The following is a 20,085-nucleotide window of genomic DNA, read 5'->3' as shown; positions in this document are numbered from 1 at the left end:
CTATTATTGAGGAAAATAGACGAAGCAATGCCCTTAAAACTATAATTTCAAATTTTTACGTTTTGCTCTTTTACCTTGAGCAATTTTTTCATCATATATGTATTCTTTATAATCAAATCTCTGATTTGACTTGCTTATAATTTCTTTTTCAAGAATGGCAAAATGTGAAGAAAGCTGTCTCCTTATGGAAACTGAATTCATACCCTCACGAAATTTTTTCGCTGACCTTGAGTAATATTGTTTCTTGGAAGATTTAATTGCGTAAGATAAAAAATTCCTTTTTCCGAAATGTGAGTATCTTTCAAATATTTGTTTCTTTAAAATTTTATCTCTTTTTGACTTGTCACTGTAGGACATCATAATCGATTTGATAATCCTACCTTTCATTTTTCTAAAATATCTGGACAAGCTTCCTGGTCTTATATAAATATTTTCGCCATTAAATTCAAAACCTAAATATTGCAAATTTTTAAAATAGCGTTGTTCATTTTGGGCATTTATTATAGGAGACATTTTATTAATCTTCTTTTGATTAAAACCTCTAATCTTATCTCTAAGCGACTTCTTAAACGTTATAAGTTCAGTTTTTTTTGGCTGGATTATTAGTGAATAAGATTTTATCTCCTCTATAATGATTTTATTGATATTTTCCGCGTTTTCAGGATGACAAATTATAAGAATATCATCACAGTATCTTCTGTAAACAAAATCCAATTCTTTACTTAACTTAAAAATTTTTTCATCAAAATCAATTAGGTAAATATTGGAGAGAACAGCACTCATCGGAGAACCCTGAGGTATACCTCTATATTCAATTTCTCCATTTTTATTAATTTTAGGCTTGTTTTGCACGATAAGCCTCCTTTTCCTTATTAAATTAAGTTTATCATTAAACCTTGATCCTACTAAATGGTTAGGAATTAAATCAAGCAATGAAGACCAACTGCCTGACTTCTTTAAACTAATATCGAAATGTTTTAATATACTATTTTTGTTTATATAGCTATACTTCGTAAGTGATCTAAAAATTTTATATTGATCAGCAGGAAGCATCTTTTCGCCTACTACTTTACACCATTTATTTTTCAAAATGAAGTGATCGATATTATCGAAATATCCTGTGATATCTAAAGCTATTGCTGAACAAGTACCAAATTTACCTATTCTTTTTTCAACTTCATTGAAGATTTCCTTTGCGAATTGAATATTACATTTGCCATCAAGATCACTTCTATAGGCTAAAACACATTTATCGAACTCACATTTCTTAATATACTTTTGATACCGCTCTGTAAGCGCATGGGAATAATAAGCATAGATGTATGAATCGAAATGCGAAGCAAATGAAATTGGACGAATTTTTGTTTCTAATCCATAATTTTTTTCATCTTCCTGATAACGATATCTAGGAGTCTTGGTTAAAATTTTGATGAATGGCAAAAAGGAATGTTCCGAAACTTTTTTTAAAGTAGGATCGCTTATTAAATTTTTAATTTCAGAACTATTCTCTAAAAAATTAAAATATGGATCTAATTGAGGATAAGTTTTTAAATTAAATTCGTTTTTAGTTTTGCCATTTTTTTCAACAAAACTTTCCCATAATTCCTCTGTGTATAAAGTATTTTTAATCATACGTTTTACTGGGACATTAGCGAGTAAATATATATCAGTCTTTAATTTACCCGCTAATGCACAATGTTATACATTGCTTAACCGATGACCGATTTCCATCATCTAGGGATTTTCACCCATACAAGTCTTAATCCACCCTTGGCCAATCATGTAACACAATGTTAGATGTGGCACTTCAGATTAGTGTACCTAACCCTCTCAAGATTACCGGCAGTTTGACTGCAACTGCTTTTGTGAATCCTTGAGACCTTGCAGAGTATGTTTCACCTCTGCTTGGACATACGGATAAATCCGTGAAATCTTTTAAACAGAAATAATGTTATGAAATCCATAATGAACTTGACTTTAATGGCTATATTAACTATATTGCAGCTGTATTCCTACTCTCAGGAGTATATGGCGTGGGCTGCAGCCCTCAAGCTCTCCCTTCTTGCTATAAGGGAAAAGATTAACTTAAACATATCACCCTCCAGACTTTTCTAAAGGCAGTGTTGTGACTACAAAAATTGCGCCAAAAAAGTTTGCGACATATTGTCATAGATTTACCCTCGTTACCCCAATTTCCCCAAAACTATGTTTTCCAAAATATAAACCCTATTTTTGCACGGTTTTATAAAAAGCATACCCATGAACTTTAAAGAGGAAATTGAAAGAAGGCGCACCTTCGGCATCATCTCGCACCCCGATGCGGGTAAGACAACGCTAACCGAAAAACTGCTGCTTTTCGGGGGCGCGATACAGGAGGCCGGCGCCGTAAAGAGCAACAAGATCAAGAAGGGCGCAACGTCCGACTTCATGGAGATCGAGCGCCAGAGGGGAATCTCGGTGGCGACATCGGTGCTTGCTTTCAATTATAAGGATAAAAAGATCAACATCCTCGATACGCCCGGCCACAAGGACTTTGCCGAGGATACCTTCCGCACCCTTACCGCTGTGGACAGCGTTATCGTGGTGATCGACGTGGCAAAAGGTGTCGAGGAACAGACCGAAAAACTCGTGGAAGTCTGCCGTATGCGCAGCATCCCCATGCTGGTTTTCATCAACAAGCTTGACCGCGAAGGTAAGGATGCTTTCGACCTGATGGACGAGGTGGAGCAAAAGCTCGGCCTTACCGTTACGCCGCTCAGCTTCCCTATCGGGATGGGGTACGACTTCCAAGGGATTTATAACATTTGGGAAAAGAACATCAACCTCTTTAGCGGTGACAGCCGTAAGAACATAGAGGAAACCATCGCGTTTTCTGACATCAACAACCCTGAACTGGATAATATAATCGGCGCTAAGCCTGCTAAACAGCTTCGTGAAGAGTTGGAGCTTATCGACGAGGTGTACCCGGCGTTTGACCGCCAGGCCTACCTTGACGGAAAGCTGCAGCCGGTTTTCTTCGGTTCGGCCCTTAACAACTTTGGGGTACGCGAGCTGTTGGATTGCTTTATCGAGATCGCGCCTTCGCCAAGGCCAAAGGACAGCGACACCCGAGAGGTGAAACCGGATGAAGATAAGTTCGCCGGCTTCGTATTCAAGATACACGCCAACATGGACCCCAAGCACCGCGACCGTATCGCGTTCGTGAAGATAGTGTCGGGCATGTTCGAGCGCAACAAGCCGTACCTGCACGTACGCCATAACAAGAACCTGAAGTTCTCCAGCCCCAATGCCTTTTTCGCAGAAAAGAAAGAAATTGTAGACGTATCCTACCCCGGCGATATCGTCGGTCTGCACGATACAGGCAACTTCAAGATCGGCGACACGCTGACCGAAGGCGAGCACATGAGCTTTAAGGGCATCCCGAGCTTCTCGCCGGAACACTTCCGCTACATCAACAATGCCGACCCGATGAAAGCCAAGCAGCTCGAAAAGGGCATCGACCAGCTGATGGACGAAGGCGTGGCACAGCTCTTTACCCTCGAGATGAACGGCCGTAAGGTCATAGGTACTGTGGGCGCACTGCAATACGAAGTTATCCAGTACCGTCTGGAGCACGAATACGGCGCGAAATGTTCGTACGAAAATTTCCCCGCCTACAAAGCCTGTTGGGTAAAGCCGGATGATCCGAAGAATGAAGAGTTCGCCGAATTCAAGCGGATCAAGCAGAAGTTTTTGGCTAAAGATAAATTCGGGCAGTTGGTTTTCCTTGCCGACTCCGATTTCTCCATACAAATGACACAATCCAAATACCCGAGCGTGAAGTTGTTTTTCACTTCGGAGTTTGATTAGTTATAATGAGCCGTCTGAAAAGATGGCTCTTTTTATTTTATTACCGCGCAAGTCCTCTCCCCCGGCCCCTCTCCCAAGGAGAGGGGCCGGGGGAGAGGACTAACCGATTAGAGTTACCTTTTAATATTTAAAGCAGCCCTCTCCCTACCTTTTTGCCATCTCTGTCCTGCTTTCGCCTTTATCTGCCTCCGCAGGCTACAGCAGGATACCGGCCTGCCTGACGGTAGGCAGGCTCTATCAGGGCTATCGGGAAAGTCGGTTTACCTTTACGATTATCCATCTCCGCGCGCAGAAATTGACATAAAATTTCTTGCAGTTAGATTGCTGTCGCGCAATTTCACTACAACATGCCACCTATACAAAGCTAAAAAATAATTATAATTATTTGATTTTTAAATAAATAACAAAATAATTGTCTATAATTTATCTATATGTGATTTTGGAGGAATTTTAAGATTTATTTAACAAGTTTTACTATATTTCCAGAACCAAAAACGTCAAATAATCTGAATGAAATATATCATAATAAAGGGTTCGAAGAGTTCGGGCAAATCGGCAACCGTTAAAGACATTTGCAAACGCCTTAATCCTTCTTCGATAAAACAATTATGTATTGATGACAGTGCAATAGCAACATTACGCCCAATAGGTATTGCCGATCTTGATAAAGACAATTACCTGCTGACTGTTAAAAAAAGAAGCATTCTCGTTGTAGCCAGCGCACCTACCGAGCAGCGAAAAAAAATTTCGGATATAGTATTCGCACTGCACAGCCTTAACATTTTCCCCGAACTCGCCATTATAGCTATGTCGGGAATAGAGAAGCTCAAGGACTTTGCCACTGCAAAAGAGCTGGAGAAATTCGGCGAATGCGTGCACGAAACAAAAATATGGCGTATCCCATCCAACCAATTTCACAAAACGGAAGAGTGGGACGAAAGAATATCTCATCTGACTACACTGACCCTCAAAAATATTTGATGGGATATTCGAAAAGGGCTCTATTTAAGGGCCCTTTTTTATTTGCATCTGTATCCATAGATCGCTATTCCTGAAACCCGGGTGCTGTACACTAATATGCCGTTCCTCTGGAACTCACATGCGCCCCGGCTATTTTTTTCTATAAACATGCCATTCTTCCGGGACTCATAAGTATAGCCCCAGCGGGGTGGCATGTTTATAGAAAATATATGGATAATAGCGGACCAGAACTCCGGAGGAGTGATATGTAACATAAAATATTCAACCCTCCGAACACTTATGCACTATAAATCAAAAAGGGCCCCGTTTGCACGGGCCCCTTTGTTCAAGAAATACATATAACCTTATCTCTTAATTACTTTTATTGTTGCAATGCTGTCGCCGGATTCCACTTTCATGATATAAGAGCCTGCGGCAAGCGCCGACATATCAAGCTGTACCGTATTTGCATTTACATCCTTCGACACTACAGGCTGTCCAAGCAGGTTGTACACAACCACAGATTTGATAGTATTACTGTACGACAGGTTCAGTATGTCATTTACCGGGTTAGGATAATAGCTCAGGCTGTTCCTGTCGAATCCTGTTGTGCCTAATACTTCATTTACCGTAACTGCAATTGACGATCCGCTCCTACACTCACCCATCGTTGCCACTGCATAATAGGTAGTTTCATCTGCAAGCGGAGTCGTATCCGGCAAAATAGTTTCAAGCGCCTCGTCAGCATACCACACGATGTTTTCGCCTTCTACTTCAAGGTCGGCAAGCGTTTCACCGGCTTCAAAATCCTGGGTATCATCCCCTTCAGGGTTAATTACCTGTGTTACTGTAACGGCAACCGCTGTCCTGGCGCTTTCACAGCCGTTTATAGTCTGGGATACATAGTAAGTACCTGTAGCCAGGGCAGTAGTGCCTTCTAATGCCGTGCCTCCTATTTCGTCAGCATACCATACAGGGGAAGAAGTAGCAGCCATTAGCTCACTCACAGTTCCTGCACCGCAGAATGACTGTGCCGCCGCCGCGGGGGCAGCCGTTAAATTAAGCTGTACCGCCACTGCAGTCCTTGTTGTGCTTTCGCATCCGTTTATAGTTTGGGAAGCATAGAATAATGATGTACCCGCAGTAATAGCTGTAGTTTCGGATAAAGCAGTTCCGCCTGTAGCTGAAGTATACCAAAGTATGTTCTCGCCATCGGCATCAAGATCGGCAACGGTAGCTGTATTACAGAAAGTCTGTACAGGCACAACTGCGGGAGCGGCAGGTATCGGGTTTACGGTTACTTCAACCGCTGTCCTGGCACTTTCGCACCCGCCAACGGTTTGCGATACATAATAGGTACCTGAAGCAAGCGCTGTTTCCATCTCAAGGGCGTCTCCACCGGTTTCGGCAGTATACCATTTTGGCGCAGCACCCGTGGTAAGGGTAAGTCCGTCTACTGTAGCCGGGCCGCAGAATAGCTGGGCCGGAGCGGTTGGGGCATCAGGGATAGCGTTAACCGTTACAGCTACCGAAGTCCTTGCGCTTTCGCAATCTGTCATGGTTTGTGTTACATAGTAGGTTCCTGTAGCCAAAGCTGCTGTTGCTGATAGAGGAGTTCCGCCGGTAGCCACGTCGTACCATTTTAACGATGTACCTGTAGTCGCCTGTAGCTCACCTGCTGTTGCAGTGCCACAGAATAATTGCGCTTCGGCAACCGGCGCATCCGGTATAGGGTTTACGGTTACGACCACCGGGATCCTCGCGCTTTCACACTCGCCGATACTTTGAGAGGCATAATAAGTACCTGTCGCCAAAACATCTGTCGCAGCTAAAGCCGTACCGCCTGTTTGGACAGTATACCATTTAATATCCGTTCCTGAGGTAGTGGTAAGGTTAGCAACTGTACTTCCCGCGCACACTGCCTGGGCAGCACCTGCCTCAGGAAGGTCTACGATGACAGCTTCTACTGTAATTGGCTCAGCAGTGCTGTTCATCGGGTCGATCAGGGAAAGTTCGATAACCAGCGTACCGTAGCTCACTCCTGAAGTAGGGTCGAACCTTACATATATTGTGTTGTCCTGTCCTTCTTCAATAGCTTCCACCTGGAAAGTGCCTTCGTCAAATTGTCCGTCTGCTGTAGTGCTAAAGCTGATGCCTTCAAGCGGCATCCCGTCCGGGCCGCTTACTAAAACAGTGCCGAGTCCGATTCCTGTACCGCTAAGGTTAGTAGCTTCAAAAACAAAGGACCCAACGGCCCCGTCGGAATCTGTGCTAAGGCATGCCGGTTCGAAATCAATTGTATTGTTAAGAAGTGTAAGTGTCGTAGGTCCCGGCAGCGGATTGGTACTGCCCTGTGCTGCCGCGCTCCATGGTGTCTGCACCCCTGCGCCGTTTTGGGCAGCAACGCTAAAAGTATAGGTAGTGCCCGGCATCAATACATCTACAGTGATAACCGCACCCCACTGGGCAGCCGTTTGCCAAACCGCTGTATCGGAAACTGAACCGTCAGCAGCAACAAATTGACCGGTAAGGCCGCCGCCGTTTATCATAATGGCATAAACTGTACTGGCAGGATTCCCGTTGGCATCAATTGCAATGTCAATGCTGAAAATATCGGCGTTGCTTATAGTCGGTGATCCCGGAGTATTGGCAAGTGTCCAGAAAGAATATTCCGCGCCATAAGAAGTTCCGATACTGTTAGTTGCATAAGCCCTGTAATAGTAATGTGTATTTGGCGTAAGCCCTGAAAAGTTGCTGGTGAATATTCCCGTTCCTGTGCCATCAGTTGTAGTCAAAGAAGCAGTGGTTGGGTTAGTTGTAGTTGCCCATACCACACCGCGCGCAGTAACCGCAGCCATCCCATCGCTGGTAACATTACCTCCCGAAACCGCTGTCGTAGTTGTTATGCTTGCAGGCAATATCTGGGTGGTAGTTATGGTCGCCGGTACCGGGTTCAGTGTTGTGGCGGTGATCACATTCGAATTAGGCGAAGTGGCGGCGTTTACTTCAGCCCGTACCCTGTAGTAATAGGTTACATTCGGCTCAATGCCAACAGAAACCAATTGCGACGTGCCGGTAACAGCAAAGTTGTCGTATATCTCGCTCATTTGCGTAAATGCTGCGTCGGTAGCTACATCGAGCCTGTAACCGGTTGCGCCCGTTACTGAATTCCAGTTTGCCGTAAACCCTGCAGCCCCTATTGCCGTAGCCGCTGTGGCTACAGGTGCATCAGGCTGTGCCTGTGTTACCGTACCGTTTACCCTAAGGCTGTTTGTGCCGTTTGTAATGTAATAATTTCCTGCCGACCCGGTTGGGTTGATCCTGAATTTTACTATTGTTCCTGCCGCTACATCCTGTAGTTCCGAAATAGAAGACAGTGGTATTGAATTCGCCGTACCGCCCGTGCCGCTGGTAGAAGTAGTTGTTGCTGTCCCGGCAGAAACGAAAGCGCCGCCATTAACCGAGTAGTAAAGCGTATATCCCGAAGGGCCTGAATTTGACCGCCTGGTAGCCGTTGTTATCTCAGAAAGGCTCATCTTGTAGCCGGAAGCAGCCACCACCGTAAAGTAAAAACTATTAGCGTCGGTAGAGACTCCAGAGCCTGCCGCCCAGCCACCGGATCCGCCCCATGCGCCGCCTGCCGGGGTACCGCTGGTCGCTATGGCACTGCCACGTACTAATCCCGAAGTTGTTACATTAGTATCCTGTGTAGCTGGTGCCCATGGGCTTGCGCCAAACCCTCCGCCGTTGTTGGCTGCATCCCATGCAAGGATCTGCGCTCCGGCTTCAAAAGAGCCAAAGGCGACCATCATTACAAGTAAAACTTTATGGAAAGTTCTTTGTACAATTTTCATCATAATTTTATTATTGGTTTTATGTTTAAATGCAACCAAAATTATGATTACGGATTCCTAAAGAGGTTTCCGGTAAATAAAATAACTATTAAGGTTTTGTTAATCAAATTTTTACAATAAATTCCATTAAGAAAACTTTAACACTGCTTTCGGAAATCAATTACCCTTCGGAAACCTCCAAACCTGCACGGTATAAGGGGTCATAGTAAGGTTTTTGCCGTCGCGCGGTAATATTACATTGGGTGTACCCGAAAGGAGTTTCAGGTTCGATATATTATAATCTTCACGGGGATCAATCATCACATCTTCGGTATTACCTGAAAGATTGACAACCACCAGTATCTTTTCATCTTTATATGTTCTTGTAAAAGAAAATACGTTATCATTGGTATTCGGTATCGTTTTATAATCGCCAAAAGCCAACGCAGGCTGCACTTTTTTAAGGCGGATGAGCTGCTTATAATAACTCCACAGCGAATTGGGGTCTTTCTGCTGCTCTTCTAAGGAGATTCCATCGTCCGCCTTTATGTTACGGTTGTCCCACCATGGGCCGGTGTCCTTGTACCAAAGCGCCATGCCGGGTCCGGCCTCTGCAGCATACCATTCAAAAGCTTCCCGGATGGGGATATCGGTACCATCAGTCGGGTGTTGTACCCTTTTACCCTTCATGCCGAGTTCCTGCCCATAATATATGGAAGGTACCCCGCCCATCAGTATATTCATCGCGGCCCCTATTTTCAGCTTGCCAATGCTCATTCCAGCCTCCGATGCAAAACGATCGGTGTCATGGTTCTCTATAAAAACCACCTGTTGCTTACCCGCAGGGTTATACAGGAATGTGCTGTCGGCCGCCTTTTCGATCTTCTTTTTATCAAAAGATGTTATGGCCTGCCTTAGCCGAAAGGCAAACACCCTGTCTGCATTGCCTTTGGTAAAATACTCCTGCCCATAGGAATTCCAGTCGGCCTGTTCGGCAACGATCTGCAATGCCGGGTTTACTTTTCGCAGGTCATTCAGTAGCGGTGTCCAGAAATCCTTAAACAGGTTGGTGAGTTTGTTGGCATTATCAAGGTTATCCATCATATGATCCAGCCTGTAGCCATCCACCCCATCATTAAAGTTACCATTACCATCCGGATCGATCCAGTATTTCAGGACTTTCAGTGTATATTCCTTTACTTTCGGGTCCTTCATGTTCACCAAAATGATCTGTTCTTTCGAATTATCATAGGTAGTAAACTCCGGTACATCCCAAAAGTAATACGGCTTTTCGTTCGCCTTATCGTTGTAATAAACATATTTGCTGTACTCCGACTTCGGGTTCTTATACGAATCGGTAAACCACGGATGCTTCCCCGATACATACTGCATCTCTACATCCTGGTACAGCTTCATTTTGCGTTTGTGCACCTCCAGTATCAGGTCGCGGTATTCCTTAAAGCTGCCGTATTCCTTATCTATAGCCTCAAAATCGGTGGCGAAATAATTATGGTAAAGATCGCTTTGGTACAATGGCGTGAGCAAGATCGTAGTAATGCCCAGTTGCTGCAAATAATCCAGTTTTTGCTGTATTCCCTTCAGGTCGCCGTTGCCATCGCCATTACTGTCGAAAAAACTGCGCTGGAATATATGGTATATCACTTCCTGCTGTGCGGAGGTATTTATTGTAAAAAAAATCGATAATAAAAAAATGAGTTTTTTGATCATGTTTATTTGTTTTTGTCGCGCCCTTTCAGGGCTTTACTTTCGTATGTGCCTTTTTGACCCGGAGCGTTGCTCCGGGCTATTATATTACGCCACCTTCGAGGCTTTAATACCGGTCTTATCAGGTTACTTCACTGCTCCCCAAAGTCTCTGACTTTGGGGATGTGGTTAAAGGTCTCCGACTTTACTTTTGAATGTCATAGACATGCCATCGCTTTCACAAAGTCAGAGACTTTGCGGAGCTAGCTGTGATGCCAAATTTTACCCGGCATCGCTCCGTAAAAGTACAAAAACTACTTTCGTGAAAATGATCGCTAAACATTTTCATACTTTAAGCTTAAATAATTTAAATTTACGCTAACCATTAACCAACCAGCATGGAATACATCTTAATGATCGTACTCGTAGTAGTATTTATAATATTCCTCAATACTCTTTCATCGAAAATTGACCGGCTGAAAGACAGCTTATTCGAAACCAACCGGAAGCTGGACTACCATACCCGCCTGCTTGAGAAATTCCAGGCCACTGCTGAAAAAGCTTTCGAGCCAGCTCCGTCAAAGCCTGCACCACAACCTGAAATACCAAAACCGCATCCCGAAAAGCCTGTTGAGCAACCCCGAACTGAACCTTTCCCTGAAGCACAGGCCCCAATACTTCCAAAACCACAACCGATACCGGAATCTGTACTGCGCCCAGCAGCAATACAGCAGCCGCGCCCTGCCGAAACCAATACGCCGCGGCCTAATGTGGTACTGCCCCCACAAAAATCGTGGTGGGAAAAATTCAAGGAGCAGAATCCTGACATGGAGAAATTCATCGGAGAGAACCTCATCAATAAAATAGGGATCCTGATACTTGTGCTGGGTATCAGCTATTTCGTGAAATTCGCCATAGACAAAGACTGGATCAATGAGCCTGCCCGCGTGGGGATAGGCATACTGGCCGGGGGTATTGTTATGCTTGTGGCGCATAAGCTCCGTGTTAATTATAAAGCTTTCAGCTCAGTTCTCGTCGCCGGGGCAATGTCAATATTTTACTTTACAATTGCAGTTGCCTTCCACGATTACCAGCTCTTCAGCCAGACGGTCGCATTTATTATCATGGTTGCCATTACGGGTTTCAGCGCTTTCCTTTCGGTATCTTATGACCGTATGGAGTTGGCCGCACTTACGCTCATAGGAGGTTTCGCAGTACCGTTTATGGTTAGCACAGGCAGCGGTAATTACATCGTGCTCTTTAGTTATATCACGATACTTAACGTTGGAATTTTAGCTATAGCCTACTACAAAAAATGGAACTTCATCAACCTGCAGGCTTATGTGTTTACTATCCTGTTCTATGGCGGATGGCTGTTCACGATAATCGGGACAGAAAACGCGCCTTACCAGGGAGCGCTGGCTTTTGGGTTTGTATTTTACTTCGTCTTTATCCTGATGAACATTATCAATAATGTAAGGAATAAAACGGCTTTCTCGAACATGCAGCTCAGCATATTGGTGAGCAATACCTTCCTTTTCTATGCCGCGGGAATGGCCATTTTGGAAAGTTCCATGCCACAGTACAAAGGGATGTTCACATTGCTGCTGGGTGTCTTCAACTTTTGCTTTTCGTGGCTGCTGTATAAAAAACTGGACATCGACCAAAAGGTTATCTATATCCTTATCGGGCTTACGCTGACGTTTGTAACACTCGCCATCCCGATTCAGTTTGAAGGCAATTACATCACGCTGTTCTGGTCGGCCGAAGCGGTGCTGCTTATGTGGCTCGCGCAAAAGTCGAAGATCGAGAGTTTCCGGTTTGGGTCGGCTATCGTGCATGCGCTCATGCTCATCAGCCTTGTAATGGACTGGCTCAATATTTATTTCGATACCGAACCGCTCAATGTTATCATCAACCCTGCTTTCATGACCAGCGTGTTCTCTATTGCTTCGTGCATTGGTATCCTGTTGCTTTTGAAGCGCGATTCAGGGATATATAAACTTTACGGTATTCCATTCAACGTAGCCAATTACCGTAAGTTCGTACAAATATTTACGCTGCTGCTGGTATATGTCGCCGGATTCCTGGAACTCAACTACCAAACAGACTACTACCTTGAAAGCACCTATGCCGCTTACAGCCTTTTGGTGCTCTATCATTTGGTTTTCTGCATTATTTTCATCCATACATATTGTCTGGGGAAAAGCGCGCTGCGGAAACAAATGGGTACGCTCATCGGTATTATCAATATTGTGGCGTTCATACTGCTTTTTTCAAGGCTGGCCTATTACGAAGTGGAAGATTACCTCGACATGGGCATTAAATCCAGGCTGGGGTACTGGCTGCATTTCGTATTGCTCGCATTGGTACTTTACACCGCCACGCTGGTATACAAAATGAATAAAGAAGTGGTACTGCAACAGTTCGGCAGCAAGAAAGCACTGCCATGGGTGTCGGTATTCCTGCTGGTGTACCTTGCTAGTTCGGAGCTGATGCTGCACTGGCTGGCCATTACGCTCGACCCCGTACCGCTGGCAACAGAACATTCAGGAACGTCGATACATTCCATGGCCGCCTACGAACATATTGCTGCCATGAGGAGCCAGGTAATAAAAACAGGCTACCCTATATTATGGGGCGTGATCGCGTGCCTGCTGCTCGTTGTCGGCATTAAAAAACAGCTGAAGAGCATCCGTATCGCCGCGCTCATTTTACTTGGGCTTACGATCGCGAAGCTATTTATTTATGACATCCGCAACGTATCCGAAACTGGTAAGATCATCGCATTCATATTGCTGGGCATACTGATACTGGTGATATCGTTTGTGTACCAAAAAGTGAAGCGGCTTGTGATAGAAGACAAACCTGAAAATGAAAGGAATGATGATGAAACTGTTTAAAATATTTTTGTTGCTGATAAGCTGCTCCGCCTTTGCACAGCAGTATACCGTTTCGGCAAAGCTGTCCGGCATTAAGAAAGATGGGCCACATGTCATTTATGTTGGCTCCCAGTTCCGCAGCCTTACCGATGAGCAGCCGGAGATCATCAGGATACTCGACAGTAAAAACAAGGAGGTGCCCTACTTTTTGGAGTACAGCCCTTCGGAAGTGAACGCACAGGCTTTTAAGCAATATCCCATTATTTCGAGGACAAAGTCGGAGGGCAAAAGCTCATCGGTCACGATAGAGAATATCGTTGGCAGCAAAATGCAAGAGCTTATTTTGGCTATAGCCAATACTGATGCCGTGAAGACCTATAGCATTAGCGGAAGTAATGACAACAAGGAATTTTTCGGGTTGGTAAACAGCCAGGTACTCGACGGCCTTTATAACCCTGCCGATACGCGTGTGTACAAAACATTGTTCCTGCCGTTGCACAATTACAGATACATCAAAATAGAATTTGACGACAAAAAAACACTTCCCGTAAATATTCTCGAAGCAGGACAGCTTACCGAAAGCATTACTCCTGTTGCAATGGAGGAAATTATGCCTTCTGTAAAAATGGAAAATACGGACGGCGGTAAAACAACATACATCAGTGTACGGCAAAAACACAGGACACTCATCAATCGTATAGTATTTGATATAAGTGCCCCGACCTTTTATAAAAGAAGTGTAAGGATTTTGGCAGACCGTGAAATAAAGAAAAGAAAAAAGTCTACTGTAACGACAGTTACACTTAATGGTTTTGAATTGGATTCCTCTACCAAAAATGTGATAGACCTCGAAGATTTTGCGGAAAAGGACTTTACTTTGGAAATTGACAATGGCGCTAACCCACCACTGAAGATCGCATCGGTAAAATTCTACCAAACGCCTTTACGGATTGTCGCCGACCTTAAAGCCGGAGAACATTATACCGTAGTTAGCGGCAACACGCACGTTGGTTCAGCCGAATACGACTTCATCAATTTTAAGGACAAGCTACCCAACAACCTCCCGGTTGCTGTTTTATCTGATGCTTCGGCTGTGAATAATGAACCGTCCCAAAAAGCCCAAACCCACAGCCCGTGGATCATGTGGGTGTGCATTGCTGCAGGTGCTGCTATAGTGATCTATTTTTGTGTGAGCATGGTAAAGGATATGAAGAATAAGGAAAGTAAATAGTTATACCGCAAAGATTCACAAAGGAGGCCCAAAGGAGCACAAAGAATGATTAAACATGTAAATCGTTTTTACATTTTTGCGTATGAAAACTTTGCGAATCTTCGCGCCTTCTTTGCGGATCTTTGTGTAATTGTACTATAATTAACATAAGGATTTGTTATGTAGCTCCTGCTACGTGAAGGACAAGCTGTGTGGTTAAAATTTGACATTAGATTTCCTAAACCCTGCCGATAATTACTACTTTTGCAAAAACAAAAACAACACTAAATGCTTATCATCGGAATTGCCGGCGGGACCGGAAGTGGGAAAACCACCGTTGTACACCAAATCATGAACGAGTTGCCACTTACAGAAGTGGGCATCATCAGCCAGGACCACTACTACCGCGAAACAACCAACCTTAGCTATGAAGACCGCGCAAAGATCAATTTTGACCATCCACGCGCCATTGATTTTGACCTCCTGACCGAACATCTTAAACAGCTCAAGGCAGGAAATGTGATCGAGCAGCCTGTATATTCATTCGTAACCCATAACAGGACGGACGATACGATACTAACCCATCCGAGAAAGGTAATGATCGTGGAAGGCATCCTTATACTATCGGATCCTAAGCTTCGCGAATTGTTTGATATAAAAGTGTTTGTACATGCCGACCCGGACGAAAGGCTTATACGCCGCCTGAAGCGCGACATTGCCGAAAGGGGCCGTGACATGGACGAGGTGCTTAACCGTTACCAGAATACACTCAAGCCTATGCACGAGCAGTTTATCGAACCCACAAAAGCGTATGCCGACATCATCATCCCTAACGACCGTTATAACACGGTAGCGATTGATGTGGTGAGGGCGGTGATAAATCAGAGGATTCTTTAAGTTTTCAGTCGCAGTCGCAGTTTTCAGTTGCCCTTTAATTGCGAAAATGCAGACGAAGCAAACTGAATTTATAATAATAGCTGGAAAAAACTTTATGCCCTTTGAGGTAAAATATCCCTATATAACAACAAAAGTCATTTCTTTGTAGTTGTAAATCATATTCAGTGAATTTTTTCAAAAAAATATTTATCAAATATCCGTTCCTTAAATTCTTAGGGAACAGATATGTGTTGGTTATTATTTTTGTGAGTATATGGATGCTTTTCCTTGACAATTACTCCTATTTTGACAAAAGGGTGCTTGACAAAAAGATTGATGACCTGGAAGATAACAAGCAATATTACCTCAATGAAAAAAGAAAAGACAGCGCCGCGATAAAGCAGCTGAACAACCCTGACCAGACTGAAAAATATGCACGTGAAAAATACTACATGAAGCGTGAGAATGAGGATATTTACATTATTGAATTCGAAGGGGACACCCTTGAGGAGGAAAGCACAAAATCACTTTAAAATTAGCGTATGAGCAGCAGCCTGTTTAACGATTTCGACCCGGTTTCTTCCAAACAGTGGAAACAGCAGATACAATATGAGCTTAAGGGAGCCGATTATAACGAAACACTGGTTTGGGAAAGCCCCGACGGTATTAAGGTAAAGCCTTTTTACCACACCGACGAATTCAATGAGCCGCTGGCCTCGGGCGGGAAAGCAACTTCCTTCACCATTTGCCAGAATATTTTTGTACACGATGTAGAGAAGTCGGCGGGGCGCGCTTTAAGTACGCTGAAACGAGGTGCCGAAAGCATACGATTTACCATTCCCGACGAAAATATCGATGTTGAAAAGCTGGTGGCGCGCCTTCCGGTAGACGTTCCTATTTACTTCAATTTAGGTTTCCTTTCAATCGATTTCGTAAAGAAGATTGATGTCATTGCCAAAGAGAAAAATGCTACCTATTACATTCAGCTTGACCCCATCGCCCAACTGGCAAAAGACGGAAACTGGTTTTCGCATAAGGAAGCCGACCTCGAAGCCCTTAATACTATTTCAATCGCCTGCCCTAATGTCCATTTTCTGGGCGTTGACGGCAGCCTGTACCAAAACGCAGGGGCCACTATAGTGCAGCAAGTCGCTTATATACTGGGACATGCCAACGAATATTTCAACAGCATTGCCACGATAAACAAGCCAGTTATCATACAGGTTGCTGTGGGTACCAATTACTTTTTCGAAATCGCCAAGCTGCGTGCGCTAAGGTTGCTTTTTAACCTGATCGCAAAAGAGTACGACCATAATTTCGAATGCCACATCATAGCCACACCTACAAAACGAAACAAAACGCTTTACGATTACAACGTAAATATGCTGCGCACTACTACCGAATGCATGAGCGCAATACTGGGCGGGGCCGATACTGTGGCGAACCTTGCCTATGACGCTTTGTACCATAAAGACAATGAGTTTGGCGACCGTATTGCGCGCAACCAGCTGTTGGTACTCAAGCACGAAAGCTATCTGGATAAGGTAGACAACCCTGCTGACGGCGCTTATTATATCGAAGAGCTTACGCAGCAGATTGCGGAAAAAGCGCTTGCATTATTTAAGGATATCGAAGCTAACGGTGGTTTTCTTGGACAATTGAAAGAAGGCACCATACAACGAAAGATAGCCGAAAGCGCCGCTAAAGAGCAGGAGCTTTTCGACAGCGGGAAAGAAGTGCTGCTGGGCACCAACAAATACCCGAACAAGAACGACAGGATGAGCGGCGACCTTGAGCTGTACCCGTTTGTAAAAGCCAATCCGAGGAAAACGCTTATCGTACCTATCATAGAAAAAAGGCTGGCAGAAAAGATGGAACAGGAAAGGCTGGCAATGGAAGAAAAAGCTGATTAGCAATGTATTATATTTACTAAAAAAGCAATTATGGAAGATTATATACCTCAATGGCAGAAAGATGAAGTTAGAAGTCGGAAACAGGAATATTTGAAACCCTTTCTGGGCACAGGATTTTGACGAAGCTATGAATGAGATTAAAATAGGCTTAGCAGTGCAGGTGAGGATTTTACCCTGACAGATGAAATGAAAGCCATCCTTGACGAAAGACTAAATGAATCGATAGAAAACTATATTTCCGGTGAAGAATCATTGGAACAGCTAAAAAAGTATGTCCAGAAAAAACCTCCAACATATTAAGCTTCACGGAAGCCCGAAACCTGAAACACGGAACACGGAACAAGATAACTTTGTTATTGCCGAGGGCATTGCCGTAAAGCAAAACTACACCGCAGAAGACATCGAAAACCTGGAGCACATCGCCTTTGGGGCGGGTTTTGCGCCTAACCTGCGCGGGCCGTATGCTACTATGTATGTGCGCCGCCCGTGGACGATACGCCAGTATGCAGGTTTCTCGACTGCCGAAGAGAGCAACGCTTTTTACAGGCGAAACCTTGCCGCAGGGCAAAAAGGCCTGTCGGTAGCGTTCGACCTTGCTACGCACCGCGGTTACGACAGCGACCACGAGCGCGTGGTAGGCGATGTGGGCAAAGCGGGTGTGGCGATTGACAGCGTGGAAGATATGAAAGTGCTGTTCGACCAGATACCGCTGGATGAGATGTCGGTTTCCATGACCATGAATGGCGCAGTATTGCCCATCATGGCGTTTTATATCGTAGCTGCCGAAGAGCAGGGCGTGAAGCCGGAACTGCTTTCGGGGACGATACAGAACGATATCCTGAAGGAGTTCATGGTGCGCAACACCTACATCTACCCTCCTACTCCATCAATGCGGATCATTGCCGATATATTTGAATACACGAGCCGCAAAATGCCGAAATTCAACTCGATCAGCATCTCAGGCTATCACATGCAGGAAGCCGGGGCAACCGCCGATATCGAGTTGGCCTATACCCTTGCAGACGGTCTGGAATACATCCGTACCGGGCTGGCCGCAGGCATGAAGATCGACGATTTTGCACCCCGGCTGTCCTTCTTTTGGGCTATTGGCATGAACCATTTTATGGAGATCGCCAAGATGCGTGCAGGCCGTATGCTGTGGGCAAAACTTCTGAAACAATTCGAACCGAAAGACGAAAAATCGCTGGCACTGCGCACCCACTGCCAGACCAGCGGATGGAGCCTCACCGAGCAGGACCCATTCAACAATGTGGCACGCACCTGCATTGAAGCAGCCGCAGCAGCGTTCGGCGGGACACAGTCGTTGCATACCAATGCATTAGATGAAGCCATTGCGCTGCCAACCGATTTTTCGGCACGTATTGCGCGTAACACACAGATATTCCTTCAGGAAGAGACCAAAATAACAAAGACAGTCGACCCATGGGCAGGAAGCTACTATATCGAAAGCCTTACCGATGAGATCGCCAAAAAAGCATGGGCGCTTATCGAGGAAGTCGAAGAACTGGGCGGGATGACCAAAGCCATTGAGGCAGGCATACCGAAGCTTCGCATCGAGGAAGCAGCCGCACGCAAGCAGGCACGTATTGACAGCGGGCAGGACATCATTGTGGGCGTAAACAAATACCGCCTCGAAAAAGAAGACCCGCTCCATATCCTTGATGTAGATAACCAGATGGTGCGCCGCCAGCAATTGGAGCAGCTGGCAAAAATAAAGGCATCACGCGATACTAAAAAAGTAAATGAATGCCTGGCGAACCTTACTGCTGCTGCAAAAAGCGGCGAAGGCAACCTACTGGAACTGGCCGTGGAGGCCGCACGCCACAGGGCTACCCTGGGTGAGATAAGCGATGCGCTGGAAACGGTTTACGGAAGGTATAAAGCACAAATAAGATCATTTAGCGGAGTGTACAGCAAAGAAATAAAGAACGACGAAAGCTTTGAAAAAGCAAAACAGCTGGCGGATGAATTCGCGAAGCTGGAAGGCCGCCGCCCAAGGATAATGATTGCCAAAATGGGCCAGGACGGCCACGACCGCGGCGCCAAGGTAGTAGCTACAGGCTATGCAGATGTTGGTTTCGACGTGGACATTGGTCCGCTTTTCCAAACGCCGACAGAAGCAGCTAAGCAGGCTGTGGAGAATGACGTGCATATACTTGGCGTTTCCTCCTTAGCTGCAGGGCATAAAACCCTTGTGCCGCAGGTAATAGAAGAGCTGAAAAAATATGGGCGTGAAGATATTATGGTGATCGTGGGCGGGGTGATTCCTGCACAGGATTACCAATACCTCTTTGACTCCGGTGCCGTGGCGGTTTTCGGGCCGGGCACGAAGATCAGTGAGGCGGCGATTAAGATATTGGAGGTATTGATTAAGGGATTTGAAGAATTATGAAAAAACTCTGTTTGATTTTGTTAATTACACTTTGTGCCTGCGGGCAGGCTCAAATCGTTAACCCTCCAGATATTATGGACAAATTTGAAAAATTCAAACAAAAGGAAAAGTTTACCGAAGACCTTCAAATGCATTATCCAGGTGTAAGAGATGTGAAAATGAGGCCGGTGTTATCTGAAAAGATCAATCAGGCAGCTGATGACTTTAGAGAGATAGCAAAATCCCCAAACCCTACTGATAAAAAATATCAGGAGAAAATAAAGACAGGGCTCGACAGATTTTCGGGTATCTATTTGGATACTGAAGATCGTGAACGTGTATGTAGTTATTTCGAAGAACTTATGGATATTGTAGGTTTGGAAAGCTCCGATGGATTATTAATGGATTTTATGTATAAATAATTGACCACATCAGTTTTGACAGTTCTATTTAGTTGAGTTACTAC

Annotated in this window: 12 protein-coding genes; 9 read left to right on the top strand and 3 right to left on the bottom strand. The window is 44.7% G+C overall.

Annotation, left to right across the window (positions count from 1 at the left end):
- Window positions 1–39: 39 nt before the first annotated feature.
- Window positions 40–1,632: a reverse transcriptase domain-containing protein gene (locus tag HYN59_RS09070; RefSeq protein WP_108777964.1), complete on the bottom strand. Its 1,593-nt coding sequence runs from the start codon at window positions 1,630–1,632 to the stop codon at window positions 40–42.
- 627 nt (window positions 1,633–2,259) lie between these two features.
- Between HYN59_RS09070 and HYN59_RS09065 the strand changes: the two genes are divergently transcribed.
- Complete coding sequence (locus HYN59_RS09065; protein ID WP_108777963.1) at window positions 2,260–3,849, top strand: peptide chain release factor 3; 1,590 nt, start codon at window positions 2,260–2,262, stop codon at window positions 3,847–3,849.
- Window positions 3,850–4,359: 510 nt separating this feature from the next.
- On the top strand, window positions 4,360–4,830 hold the full coding sequence (locus tag HYN59_RS09060; protein ID WP_108777962.1) for a hypothetical protein: 471 nt from the start codon (window positions 4,360–4,362) through the stop codon (window positions 4,828–4,830).
- A 344-nt stretch (window positions 4,831–5,174) separates the two neighbouring features.
- Here HYN59_RS09060 and HYN59_RS09055 read toward each other — a convergent pair whose 3' ends face one another.
- Entirely contained in the window at window positions 5,175–8,666 is a 3,492-nt protein-coding gene (locus HYN59_RS09055; protein ID WP_146185900.1) for an Ig-like domain-containing protein, read from the bottom strand.
- Between the two features lie 153 nt (window positions 8,667–8,819).
- Window positions 8,820–10,370 carry an alpha-amylase family glycosyl hydrolase gene (locus HYN59_RS09050; protein ID WP_108777960.1) on the bottom strand — a complete coding sequence of 517 codons (1,551 nt, stop codon included), beginning with the start codon at window positions 10,368–10,370 and terminating at the stop codon, window positions 8,820–8,822.
- 374 nt (window positions 10,371–10,744) lie between these two features.
- Here HYN59_RS09050 and HYN59_RS09045 point away from each other — a divergent pair, with 374 nt between their 5' ends.
- The 7 genes from HYN59_RS09045 (at window position 10,745) to HYN59_RS09015 (ending at window position 20,041) form a co-directional block, all read left to right on the top strand.
- The gene (locus HYN59_RS09045; RefSeq protein ID WP_108777959.1) at window positions 10,745–13,249 is read left to right on the top strand and encodes a DUF2339 domain-containing protein; all 2,505 of its coding nucleotides are present in this window, start codon (window positions 10,745–10,747) and stop codon (window positions 13,247–13,249) included.
- On the top strand, window positions 13,230–14,459 hold the full coding sequence (locus HYN59_RS09040) for a hypothetical protein (protein WP_146185899.1): 1,230 nt from the start codon (window positions 13,230–13,232) through the stop codon (window positions 14,457–14,459). The genes HYN59_RS09045 and HYN59_RS09040 overlap by 20 nt, the downstream gene beginning before the upstream one ends.
- Window positions 14,460–14,726: 267 nt before the next feature.
- Entirely contained in the window at window positions 14,727–15,335 is a 609-nt protein-coding gene (udk, locus tag HYN59_RS09035) for a uridine kinase (protein WP_108777957.1), read from the top strand.
- A gap of 164 nt (window positions 15,336–15,499) precedes the next feature.
- Entirely contained in the window at window positions 15,500–15,847 is a 348-nt protein-coding gene (locus HYN59_RS09030) for an FtsB family cell division protein (protein ID WP_108777956.1), read from the top strand.
- A gap of 9 nt (window positions 15,848–15,856) precedes the next feature.
- Window positions 15,857–17,227 (top strand): methylmalonyl-CoA mutase subunit beta, encoded by a 1,371-nt coding sequence (locus HYN59_RS09025; protein WP_108777955.1) that lies wholly within the window; start codon window positions 15,857–15,859, stop codon window positions 17,225–17,227.
- Between the two features lie 271 nt (window positions 17,228–17,498).
- Entirely contained in the window at window positions 17,499–19,640 is a 2,142-nt protein-coding gene (scpA, locus tag HYN59_RS09020) for a methylmalonyl-CoA mutase (RefSeq protein ID WP_108777954.1), read from the top strand.
- Complete coding sequence (locus HYN59_RS09015) at window positions 19,637–20,041, top strand: DUF4844 domain-containing protein (protein ID WP_108777953.1); 405 nt, start codon at window positions 19,637–19,639, stop codon at window positions 20,039–20,041. The genes scpA and HYN59_RS09015 overlap by 4 nt, the downstream gene beginning before the upstream one ends.
- The last annotated feature ends 44 nt before the right edge of the window (window positions 20,042–20,085 follow it).

It is taken from the genome of Flavobacterium album (assembly GCF_003096035.1).
Taxonomy (GTDB): Bacteria; Bacteroidota; Bacteroidia; order Flavobacteriales; family Flavobacteriaceae; genus Flavobacterium; species Flavobacterium album.
The sequence above is the reverse complement of the archived record's forward strand: the minus strand, read 5'-3'. Positions and strand labels throughout refer to the sequence as shown.

What these genes read in the sequence shown, in the direction of transcription:
- HYN59_RS09070 (WP_108777964.1), bottom strand. Translation starts at nt 1,632, where the DNA reads ATGATTAAAAATACTTTATACACAGAGGAATTATGGGAAAGTTTTGTT.
- HYN59_RS09065 (WP_108777963.1), top strand. Translation starts at nt 2,260, where the DNA reads ATGAACTTTAAAGAGGAAATTGAAAGAAGGCGCACCTTCGGCATCATC.
- HYN59_RS09060 (WP_108777962.1), top strand. Translation starts at nt 4,360, where the DNA reads ATGAAATATATCATAATAAAGGGTTCGAAGAGTTCGGGCAAATCGGCA.
- HYN59_RS09055 (WP_146185900.1), bottom strand. Translation starts at nt 8,666, where the DNA reads ATGATGAAAATTGTACAAAGAACTTTCCATAAAGTTTTACTTGTAATG.
- HYN59_RS09050 (WP_108777960.1), bottom strand. Translation starts at nt 10,370, where the DNA reads ATGATCAAAAAACTCATTTTTTTATTATCGATTTTTTTTACAATAAAT.
- HYN59_RS09045 (WP_108777959.1), top strand. Translation starts at nt 10,745, where the DNA reads ATGGAATACATCTTAATGATCGTACTCGTAGTAGTATTTATAATATTC.
- HYN59_RS09040 (WP_146185899.1), top strand. Translation starts at nt 13,230, where the DNA reads ATGATGATGAAACTGTTTAAAATATTTTTGTTGCTGATAAGCTGCTCC.
- udk (WP_108777957.1), top strand. Translation starts at nt 14,727, where the DNA reads ATGCTTATCATCGGAATTGCCGGCGGGACCGGAAGTGGGAAAACCACC.
- HYN59_RS09025 (WP_108777955.1), top strand. Translation starts at nt 15,857, where the DNA reads ATGAGCAGCAGCCTGTTTAACGATTTCGACCCGGTTTCTTCCAAACAG.
- scpA (WP_108777954.1), top strand. Translation starts at nt 17,499, where the DNA reads ATGTCCAGAAAAAACCTCCAACATATTAAGCTTCACGGAAGCCCGAAA.
- HYN59_RS09015 (WP_108777953.1), top strand. Translation starts at nt 19,637, where the DNA reads ATGAAAAAACTCTGTTTGATTTTGTTAATTACACTTTGTGCCTGCGGG.